The following is a 12,282-nucleotide window of genomic DNA, read 5'->3' as shown; positions in this document are numbered from 1 at the left end:
ATATTATCTACAATACTGCTATACACAACCAATCAAATATAACTCAAGACATGACTATAGGAGTCATGTTCTAAAAAATATAAGCGCATATTAGCAAGCTATAAAAATAAGTAAGTATATATATTAACACCTTATATATATTAAAATTCTACTAACACCCTTACCCTGGTAAGGGCTATATTTGTAATTTTTGTCTACTCTACTTGTCTAAACTTGAAGGTCTATAATCGATGATTGCTTGGTACGCATACCGTACGCACAACAAGATAATACTATCAAGTTATTTTAGGTGTACCACACTAGAAGAATAATCCTATTGTGTATATTTTTTTATGTAGATTGTTGTTCTGTTGTTTATACCCTCTAACAGCAATATATATTAGTGGATCTTAATACTATTACATCCAATAAAAATCTCTAATACTATATAAATAAATATTTATCACTTCACACTTCGCCACGCTACACAGAGGATCTGTGTCTATAATTATACTAGAATATACTCATATTACACTATATACACGTTCCATAAATATTTATATAAAAACATATATTAAACTAACATACATCCATCATATCGGTCTCATTAAACGTCATGAGTGTCACGCAATAATTGATTGATGCTGGTTTTAGAAAGTGTTTGTATATCTACATGTTTTACAATAACTGCGCAATATAAGTGACATTTACTATTTTTGGATGGTAAAGTACCTGAAACTACAACAGATCCTGCTGGAATACGTCCATAATATATTATGCCAGTTTCGCGATCATAAATTTTTGTACTTTTCCCTATGTACACTCCCATTGATATCACTGACCCTTCTTCTACAATTACCTCTTCAACAATTTCTGAGCGTGCTCCAATAAAACAATTGTCTTCAATAATAGTTGGGTGGTTTTGTAATGGTTCTAAAACTCCGCCAATACCAACACCGCCGGATAAATGTACATTTTTACCAATTTGCGCGCAAGAACCAATAGTAGACCAAGTATCTACTAATGTACCCTCGTCTATATATGCACCAATATTGATATAAGAAGGCATTAATACAGTATTACGAGCAATATATGCTCCATAACGCACTGCTGCTGGTGGAACAACACGCATCCCTTCCTTTTTAAAACGCGCAGCATTATAAGCAGTGAATTTTCTTGGAATTTTATCATAAAAAGGATTATCCAGATTACCTATGATCTGATTTTCATGAATACAGAAAAAAAGCAAGATTGCTTTCTTTAGCCATTCGTGCGTTATCCATTTATTTTGTATTTTTTCCGCAACACGCAACTCTCCTATATCCAATAAAGAGATAAGATAATTAACTGCTTCATAAATTTTTTTATCAACATTTCTTGGTGTGATATGCTCACGATTTTCAAATGCTTCTTCCACTATATTTTTTAATTGTTTCATACAAACTCGTCCTAACCTTGTCGCTTGTTGCGCGCTATCTAATTATAGATATAATGTACTCAAGTAGTATATTGTGTGTACATAATCATTCAAAATGATTTTTTAAGAGCGCTATGTGTTTAAAATCATGATGAATAATCCGACATTGCCAGCATGATTGAAAATAATTTAATAATCAATATTTCCTTATTCAATGCATGTAAAATATTAAATCAAAACCCTTACGTACAATCTGCCTATGAATAGTGCAATAGAATTGGAAAAAATCCAAATACACCATTAGCATATGTCACCCTGATGTTTATTTATAAAAATCTTTTTTTAACACGCCTTGTATCCTGGTTGGCTAGCATAGCCATACAGTTTACTTCACATTCTATGTCACCTGAATTTGCTTATTCTACTAAATATTAACTCTTCACAGTCTCATTAGATTGCAATAATACGCACATACCACCAACAGTTCAATAAACTAGCCAGGAACACTTATTATATTTTCCTAACAGAAAAAAACATAATAATGCCCTTCCTACAATAATAAATCTGCTATATTAATATAATTCAACAAATCCTATTCTCTTTAAAAACCAGTTATATTCCTATTAGTGAATTGAATCAACGTTACATCGTAAGAAAGTACAATATCAAAAATTTAATATAAAAATTCCATGTACATTTCATAACCAATTAAATTAAAGATGATCTATGCTCCATAAAGCAATAGTATACATGTATATAAAATTCAATTGAATCACTCTAAGCACGCTCGAATTATCTTTAAACGTTAAATTTTAACATACAGTATTTATAATATAAATATTCCTCGTTCTATATAATCTGAATCTATTTCTAAGTTCATGATTAATGATATTTTAACTTTTAAAAAACATAACAACATATTTATTTATCATGATTCAAAGTTCTAAGAAGATGAGACATATATGTTAGGATTAAATATAAAACATAACTAATATGTTGGAATCGGTATATGAATATATCTGCAATATAAATGTACACATACATACAATACATCTTCTTTTCTAGAAGATAAAAATATTCTTAATCAAAGTAATATCTGACTATTTTAAAAATAGCTAATTATAAAATTCCAGCACTGCTTGCAGAGCAAGATAATCTCAGATTATACATTCCTCGATCATTTTTAACTTCATTAGACTATCAAAAATCAGATTATTCTTATTCGGATTTAGCTATAGTCAAAATTTTATATGATACTCTCAAAATGTTTTATATTATAATATGATGTGCATCACTTCCTATCATTCTTTGAAAAAAAATCAACATCATTCTTAAAAAACACTTTTATGACTAATTATATTGTATTTTATTGCATATAAAATCTTATAGAGGAACCTCATGCATCGAAAAAAATATTTTATCCCTGAAAGAAACCACAAATACAAATACATCAAGCATAGAAAAATTTCTCTATACTACTTGCTGATGAAAATAAATAAAATAAGTGGCTCATTAGAAAATTTTCACGCAATTTTAGAAATATTGCCAGTAAATTGAATGCTATTCAGTAGTGTACTGAACGGTGACTATCAACGGTTCCATGAAAATATATCCATTTTAGACAGATGATAAATAGTGTTCCTAGATGATTAAAAGATGTTGACCCTTAAAAGTAATTTTATCACACACTATGTACTAGTAAATACACTAAAATATACAAATATTTTTACACTCTAAGATGCAATTGATTTTCTATAGATACAATGAACTCGATGTAACATGATCATCATGAGTTCTTTTGAGATAGGGCCTTGCTAGTCATTCATAAAAACATTTTATAATGAATATTACGAGGTATCCGATACATAGAAGTAAAGAGGTGTAAGGTAAAGCATGATATGCTAAGCACCACATATATATACCCTATGCAATATAAGGAGGCTATATAAAAAATACATCGTAAAAAACCAGACAAAATCAGAAATCTACCAAGACAGGCATTGCCTGGTGTTCTATCATTTTTCGGTGATTATCATCAATAAGAATATAAATCGATATCCTTTGTATAGATATTTAGTAACACTCATTATTGTTCTATACGCATGGATGAAATCAATTCGTATAAAATAGATAGGTATCGCTATCAAAGATAGATACAAGCAATCAGGATAACGAAAATCTCTTTTTTATGAATCATATCCTTAGTCACATGTAAAATTCATGATATTGTATGGATGTTCAGCAACCCGTTAGAAGCCATATATTTTTTTAACGAAGATAAACTATAATCATATTTATCGAGAAATAATATATTTATACCTGAAGAAAAAGTTAACAATGTATATACAGTAACTCAGGTGCAGTAGCGACTAAGTTACAAATAGTAGAGCGATGGTGTATAACTATGACAATATACACAGTTCCCTAACACAATCATGTAATCATCTAAAGATTATATTTTTATATATGTAATGACATCCTGACCTATATACATATATCAATGCCACTCTATGATGAGCGCTGCATATCAAAATTTTTATCTCTCTGTCTTATACGCATACACTGCGTGCATTAAATATTTTACATTCTTGTATCGAGATACGATTTAACCATAAGCGCAAATATATCAATGCATGTTATAAGACTCAATATAATAATTGGCGGTGAGAGAGGGATTCGAACCCTCGATACGTTTCCATATACACGCTTTCCAGGCATGCTCCTTCAGCCGCTCGGACACCTCACCTTCTTTTTAGTGATTTTAGAAAATATATCCGTTATAAAATATAAAAGTAACCCCCTAAAAGTAACAAACTAAAATTTTATAAAAATAAAAAATAAAGATCTAACCTCTCTCCAACCATCCTAGATTGCAAATATTTTACATAAAAAGTATATATTAATCATATGAGATAACGATCTCACATTATATTAAATAAGAAAGTCAAGCCATCTCAACCATACATCATGACACATTCATGCAATATATATACAATTTCTCTAATACTTCTGATGATATTGTACACATAACATATATCGATACCACTATTATCTTCGATGCTTGGTGTATCTACATACAAGGAGACTATATACATCAACTAAACCAATAAGATTAATCATATGTAAAATACACTGATGTATGTATAGAACTGATAATAATCAATTATGTATTAGTATTGATACTATTATTTCAGTTTGCTGTACTTTTCTATACTCTGTCTATGCATTGAGCGTAGCACACCAAGTACTGATGTGTATCATGTGATTTGTATTTACTGAAGTCTCAAGCCATGCTTGCATGTGCACATTACTACATGAACTCTTGTTATATAATGCGCGGGTGTTGTCGGGCTAATCATCAATATTACATACTTATAAAAATAAGATAGACTATCTATATTAGCATTTATGATATCTCTACTTTAGAAAAAATATTATCAATGCTAGCAGCACCTACAGACAGAATGCTACAGAATGCTACAGAATGCTTGTCATTATTTATGTGCTGTAACATATCTATATTAAAACATACTGTTAATGTGATTGGAAGTACATTTATATTTTCCAGTCTAGCAACAGTGAACCGCATCAAAACACTCTCTTTTGCTCGCATCGTGTCAAATTATTATTTAGCTTTTTAAAAAAATTTAATTAAGACCATAAAATGGAAACCTTGTATCTTTTTATAGCTATAAAAATATTCAATCATCATTGATATATTGATTATAATAGTTTGTTTGATGAAAACTGTATATTTACCAAATATTGTGATGCTACACATAATATATCATTATATATAATAGTGATTTATCACAATATTTAGTTATATCAGAGCGTTGTGATGTGCTATCTTATAAATAAACTCAGTGACCCATTTCATCCGTATTGTGTCTGATGATAAGTTAGAAATAAACCTAATACGTGTTGGTCCGTCTAGAATCCATGATTTGGGTTCTTTTTTGAATAAATCCAAGAATAATTCAAAATCTACTGTATTCTTTTCGTATAACTCTATAAATCCTCCTCGTGCGCTAACTTCTATCTTTTTTATTCCAATTTTTTTCGCTATGATGCGCAATTTAGAAATGTCTAGAAATGTACGAGCGGCGTCCGGCAATAATCCAAAATGATCTATTAACTCTCTCTTAATATTTTCTAATACACTACCATTTTGCGCACTAGCAATACGTTTATAAAATGATAATCTAGTGTTGACATCAGGAATAAAATCACTTGGAAGAAGAGAAGGGATCCTTAGTTCAATATCGGTCTGGTGAGACGTTAGATCTACTAATGATGGTTCATGCCCTACTTTTAAAGCATCAACTGTATGATCTAAAAGCTCCGTATAGAGTGAAAAACCAATATTTTCTATTTGACCGCTTTGTCCTTCCCCTAGTAATTCACCAGCCCCGCGAATCTCAAGATCATGTGTGGCAAGTGCGAGCCCGGCCCCCAGATCCTCGATTGCCGTAATAGCTTCTAAACGCTTATGTGCATTAATAGTCATCGCTTTTGGGTGCGGCGTTAATAACCAAGCATAAGCTTGATGATGGGAGCGTCCTACCCTACCACGCAGTTGATGTAGTTGTGCAAGACCGAATCGATCCGCACGCTCAATGATGATTGTGTTCGCACTAGGTATGTCTATACCGGTTTCAATAATAGTGGTACATACCAATACATTAAAACGCTGATGATAAAAATCATGCATAACTTGTTCTAGCTCTCGTTCATGCATCTGACCGTGACCGAGTGCAATACGCGCTTCAGGTATTAATTCAGAGAGTCGTTTAGTAACTTTTGCAATATTATCAACATCGTTATACAAATAATAGACTTGCCCACCTCGTAAAACCTCACGCAAAATCGCCTCACAAACTATCCGTTCATCATATTGATACACAAACGTTTTTACTGGTAAACGACGAGCTGGAGGGGTCGCAATAATGGACAAATCACGAATACCATGCATCGCCATATTTAAAGTACGCGGGATTGGCGTAGCAGTAAGGGTCAAAATATCAACATCCGTTCGCATCGCTTTGATGCGCTCTTTGTGACGCACGCCAAAACGGTGTTCTTCATCAACAATAAGCAAACCTAGATCATACCATTTCATCTTGTTTTGTAAAAGTTTATGAGTTCCAATTAGTATATCTACCTTTCCTCGTAGTGCATATTCTAATACCTGAGATTGCTCCTTCTCCGTACAGAAACGTGATAGCATCTTGATACAAATAGGCCAATTAGCAAAACGATCACGGAAATTATCATAATGTTGCTGAGCAAGTAGCGTAGTTGGCACTAATACTGCTACTTGTTTATGGTTCATCACTGCTAAAAATGCAGCACGCATAGCGACTTCTGTTTTACCAAAACCAACATCACCACACACTACCCGATCCATAGAGATAGCCTGACACATATCACTCAATACTGCATTAATAGCTTGTTCTTGATCAATAGTAGTTATAAACGGAAAATGCTCACAAAACAATTGATATTGGATTGGATCATGCTTAAAAGCAAAACCAGGCTTTGCCGTACGCTGTGCGTAGATATCTAATAACTCAACCGCTACATCACGTATTTTTTGCATAGCTTTGTGTTTAGAACGAGACCATGCATCCCTTCCTAACTTATGTAATGGAACCTCTGAATTAGAAACCCCCATATACCGACTAATTAAATGTAACGATGATATCGGAACATATAATTTCGTGTCCCCAGCATACACTAACATTAAATATTCTACCAAAATTCCATTGGTTTCTAGTGTCACGAGACCCATGTAGCGCCCAATGCCATGTTCAATATGAACTACTAGTTGACCAGGGTGCAATTCTGAAAAGTGATTAATGAATATATGAGGATTAACCTTATATACAGGACCTCGATCATAACCAACAAAATTTTCACCAAGAAGATTACTTTCACATATCAAAGCACGATTTCTACGCATATCAATAAAACCTACTTCACTAGCACTAATTAGTAAATAGTTTGTATTATCTCGCGCTTGTGCTAGTGAATGAATAATATTTAATTGTAGTGGAAGATGTGCTAATCGTTCTTGTAATACCTCTCTACGTCCTTCACTTTTCACTGAAAAGACCACCTGACCTTTGAAAACATCTAAAAACTGACACAATCCATCAAGAGGTTTTTTAGCATTCGAATACATCATAAAATCCGGTATTGGTGCATACTCTAGATTAGTATTAACGCTATTCTCAACCAATCGTGCAGTGCTTAATTTGATCGATGGCCAGTTATGTAGCTCATGCAATAATTCATCACTGCTCAACCATAAAAGGGTGGGGGACAATAAAGGACGAAGAACATCAGCATGGTTTTTATCATAACGAACATTAATATCATTCCAGAAACGTATAGCGCTTTTTTGTAAATCATCAATCGTCACTATCAATGTATTTGATGGTAAATATCTAAATATTCCAGAAAGTGGTCGTTTAAAAAATAATGGTTGCCAATATTCAATTCCAATCGGTAGGATTCCACTACGCACTTGCTGATATAGATACGAAGATTCACATTGTATCCCAAAATTTTGATTCCATTGCTTTAAAAACAATGTCAGCGTGTCCGGATCAGTTGGAAATTCATTGGCTGGTAGTAAATTTATTTCCGTAACTTCTGTCTCTACATCTTGACTATGCAGACTAAATGAATGCAAACTATTAATAGCATTATTAGAAAAAGAAATACGGTAAGGTTGGTCACTACCCATCGGATACACATATAGAAACGCTCCGCGATGAGAAAAATCGCCATGTTCCGTAATATGATGAACACCACGATAGCCAGAGTTCTTGAGTTGAGTGCATGCTTGATCCTGAGAAATTTTTTGCCCTATTTTTATTCTATGTTTGGAATTTTGTAGAAAGTCAGAAGGACAAACACGCTGCATCAATGTACTAACCGGCAAGATAAGAATACCGCTTCTTAAAATAGGTAATTGGCATAAAATAGATAGACGGGCGGAGATGATTGCTTTGTCTGGAGAAAACCGATCAAATGGTAGCGTCTCCCAACTTGGAAGTTGTATTACTCTTTGATCAGTAAACTGTTTAATTTCCTCATATAAACGCTGTGCATGCTGTATATCTTGTGTGATCAGCATAACTAAACCATGATGACGTTCTATTATTTCGGCGCATTCAATAGCATAGGCGGCACCGGTTAGCTGTCCTATATGGCGTTGATCACCTGCCTTAGATGGTAAATCATAACAAGAAATTTCTAGCATAATTAATTAAGCAATATCTTCGTAAAAGAGATCGTTTACTCCGGTAAAAAACAATTTTATACGTAATAATAAGGCACTACATACGCCTGTTTTACCTATGATAAAATACCCACAAATATGAAATCAAAAATTATTCTACTAACAGAGCAAGATTGTGACAAAAATCTAATATACTAACACTAAATGTACTCCATAATGGACTTAATCACTGCAAGTAGTGGGTGTATGATTTATGTGAATCATCAAGCTTGCGCTGCCCTTTGCAATACTTGTTTATCTAATACCTTGTAATAGCCATCCATATCCACCTTAAAGCGAAAAATTTTAATTATTAAAAAAATTGTTCTATCACTTAGTGATATATCAAATTGCAAATGTTTATTACACTTAAAAATCAGTACCTATATATCTGTAATACATAATCGATGTATTCTTACTAATACTCTATTAGATAACCTATAATATTGCTATCTACATGAAAATAAATACAAAACATGACTCATCTAGATGGATGCATTCTCTACTACATGTCATGGTGCGTATTAATAAAATGCGTAGTGAGAACGGCTTACTAACTACACTATAATATGCATACTTTGAGCATGTATTTTTTGTGTTGAAAGGTAAGAAAGCATATACCATCTAGCATATGCATCAGCATTTATTCTAATACATTACATCTTTACACCAAAATAGTACCTCTATATATCATAAACAATGCATTTATCAATGATAGGAAATTATTGGTATATCACTATGTTCTGTATTGTTGCTTATAGAATCATCAGTACCGCACCTATTTCTCCTTCATATTAGTTATCATGAGATAATGATACATCAATGAGTTTTCTTCAAGAATTAAATTACGCCACTCAGTGTTCAACGCTTGACGTTCTAAAAACAACTTTTCACGATGAGCTGTATATAATCGTGTTTGGTATGCAATAATTACTACTAAAAAAGCAGATATAAGTATAGTCATTAATAGTAATAAAGGCACCTTACTATAGTGTATTAAATCTACAAAAATAATCTGTGGTAAATCATATCGTCTATGTTTCATTATCTAATACGTTCAGCAATACGTAAGACAGCGCTACGTGCACGTGGATTATGAGTGATTTCAGATCTACTAGGTGTGATTTTACATATGGCCTTCAGATGATGCTTTCCTAAGCGCTGGAGTTGTACTTCTGGTATCGGTAAACCATTCGGTATTTGTATCATACCGCTATGCTCTCTTATAAAAGATTTTACTAAGCGATCCTCCAATGAGTGAAAAGTAATAATAGATAACCGACCACCGTCTTTTAAAATTGTTAATGCACCATGAAGTACTTGTTTTATCTCATTTATCTCATTATTAATCACGATACGAATGGCTTGAAAACTACGTGTCGCTGGATGCTTAAATTTATCTTTACACGGTATTGCTGTGTTAATAACATTAGCAAGATCTGTAGTACGTAAAATAAGACGCTTCTGATTACGTTGTATAATAGCGCGCGCGATACGATTTGCAAAACGCTCTTCACCGAAAGTTTTGAGAACAAGAGAGATTTCTTTTTCCTTTGTATTTCCTAACCACATAGCAGCTGATTTGCCGTACGTTGGATCCATGCGCATATCTAATGGTCCGTCGCGCATAAAGGAAAAACCACGTTGTGCATCGTCAATTTGAGGCGAAGAAACACCAAAATCTAAAAGAACGCCATCAATTTTTCTGGTTAAACCACGTGCTTCAACGCAGTTAGCCATAGAGGAAAATAAACCATGAATAATAGTAAAACGAGAATCAATAATTTTAGATGCAGCAATAATGGCTTGTGGATCACAATCCATCGCATATAAATGTCCGCGAATGCCAAGTTTGGTAAGCACTGCACGTGAGTGCCCACCTCTTCCAAAGGTGCCATCTATATAAATACCATTAGGCTGAATATTCAGCCCATTCACAGCCTCATCTACTAACACTGGTATATGTTTAAACATCTCCTTCATCATAATCTCATGCATGTTAATTTTATCTAAATTATAAATATCATAGTATCTATGATTAATATATCTCGTATAGTACGATTAAAAAAATCCACTCTCATTTAGATATACTGTATATCTGTATACCAAATGATCGGGCTTGTGATGTAGATATACTATATCTAGTATATTAGCGTAATAACTAAAAACATAAATTTAAAACTTAACACGAGAATTTCTCTGCAAACATACACTCAGCATATGATCTATTGCTATAATCAGAATCTCATATGCTACACTAACTGTTGTTGTGTCATGCAATTACGTACTGTGAAAGTTAATAACAGTGAGCTTTATCAAATACAATCATGAAAAAGCATATAAGTCATCGACGATGACGATCTTATAGTCTTCTGATATCAAGCGTATATAGCAAGTTAGTAACACTGATTATTCTGTAATATGAAACATTCATGACAGATCTATTTTACGTATTTAACCTCTTGTATCTTTTTATAAATGGTTCCACAAACGAAATATAGTTATCTTCTATATCTGATTTAAAAATACAGTACGATACTTTCATACTCCTTGATGAATATCAGGAGTGTAGATCTAACTAATCTGGGTCTGAATTCTCAATACTTCTAATAAACGCTTCGGTAATACATACCTAATGATCTGTAAAAATAACATTTTTCTAAGAGGCAGACACTGTATATACTCATTTTCAAAAAATTACAAGCATCTAAAATACCAGCCTATCATTATCCAAGAATTTGCCAGTAAATTAGTCACTCAAAATAATAGGTGAAAAAATGCATCTGAATATATCTATCTAGAATATATGTATATTATTCATCTATTTTTAATCTCACATGACATATACTACATCCTCATGTAATCCTTTAAACTGCACCGTTTCTCTTATTTACCATAGAATTAAACATTCTGTAATATATCATATATATGATGATGTATCATATACATATAGTATAGTATTCTATCACTCCAGAGTAGCTCAGTAGTATCTTGTTAAGACTTGAGACAACAAGGGAATAAAAAATAAATTCATACACATGTATATTCCTATCACGCATGTTGAATGCTTGTCTAATACTAACTATAAACATGGTATGCAACTTTAACCAACCATCTGAGTAAAGCAAAAACATTAAGACGAATGATCTTAGCTGATCGTTATACTACATACAAGCGGTGTCCGTTACATACCATCATGGTATGTAACCTGTTCTTACATCGACAATCATGAATACATAAATTTACATAGCAAAATAAATAAAAAAGAGTAATATGCTTTGGTATCTCATAGCATAAAAATAAACTATAATGAAATTATAATATTTCGCCTGACTCTGAATGCCATATGACGAACGACAGAGGACCATGACACTAAGTCAAAGCAGATTCTATTTAATAAAAAATTAGCATATTCGATCATATCATCTTATAGAGCAAAAACTAGATGATGATGCATTTTAATTACATTCCGCTCTTGTAGTGAATGACCCTCTAATAAATTAACGTCACCGAAAATTCTAGATATGAATACAAAGTATAATAAATAAAACGTGCAAGCAAATATACAATTATACTACAGAATGATAGATTCTAT

General features: G+C 32.6%; 4 protein-coding genes and 1 tRNA gene. All 5 read right to left on the bottom strand.

The genetic code is table 11. The features are described from left to right. Positions 1-586 precede the first annotated feature (586 nt). Positions 587-1,417, bottom strand: a complete 831-nt coding sequence (dapD, locus tag ERCIKOCA2762_RS01035) for a 2,3,4,5-tetrahydropyridine-2,6-dicarboxylate N-succinyltransferase (protein WP_157988374.1) — start codon at positions 1,415-1,417, stop codon at positions 587-589. Between the two features lie 2,637 nt (positions 1,418-4,054). Further along, positions 4,055-4,142, bottom strand: a tRNA-Ser gene (locus ERCIKOCA2762_RS01030). A gap of 1,077 nt (positions 4,143-5,219) precedes the next feature. After that, positions 5,220-8,669: a transcription-repair coupling factor gene (gene mfd, locus ERCIKOCA2762_RS01025; protein WP_157988373.1), complete on the bottom strand. Its 3,450-nt coding sequence runs from the start codon at positions 8,667-8,669 to the stop codon at positions 5,220-5,222. A gap of 796 nt (positions 8,670-9,465) precedes the next feature. Then, complete coding sequence (gene ftsL / locus ERCIKOCA2762_RS01020) at positions 9,466-9,732, bottom strand: cell division protein FtsL (RefSeq protein WP_157988372.1); 267 nt, start codon at positions 9,730-9,732, stop codon at positions 9,466-9,468. Then, positions 9,732-10,670 (bottom strand): 16S rRNA (cytosine(1402)-N(4))-methyltransferase RsmH, encoded by a 939-nt coding sequence (gene rsmH, locus ERCIKOCA2762_RS01015; protein WP_157988371.1) that lies wholly within the window; start codon positions 10,668-10,670, stop codon positions 9,732-9,734. Before rsmH ends, ftsL begins: the two co-directional genes overlap by 1 nt. Between the last annotated feature and the right edge of the window lie 1,612 nt (positions 10,671-12,282).

The organism is Candidatus Erwinia haradaeae (assembly GCF_900698935.1).
GTDB lineage: Bacteria > Pseudomonadota > Gammaproteobacteria > Enterobacterales > Enterobacteriaceae > Erwinia_E > Erwinia_E haradaeae_D.
This window is presented reverse-complemented; position numbering and strand designations above follow the sequence as displayed.

What these genes read in the sequence shown, in the direction of transcription:
- dapD (WP_157988374.1), bottom strand. Translation starts at nt 1,417, where the DNA reads ATGAAACAATTAAAAAATATAGTGGAAGAAGCATTTGAAAATCGTGAG.
- mfd (WP_157988373.1), bottom strand. Translation starts at nt 8,669, where the DNA reads ATGCTAGAAATTTCTTGTTATGATTTACCATCTAAGGCAGGTGATCAA.
- ftsL (WP_157988372.1), bottom strand. Translation starts at nt 9,732, where the DNA reads ATGAAACATAGACGATATGATTTACCACAGATTATTTTTGTAGATTTA.
- rsmH (WP_157988371.1), bottom strand. Translation starts at nt 10,670, where the DNA reads ATGAAGGAGATGTTTAAACATATACCAGTGTTAGTAGATGAGGCTGTG.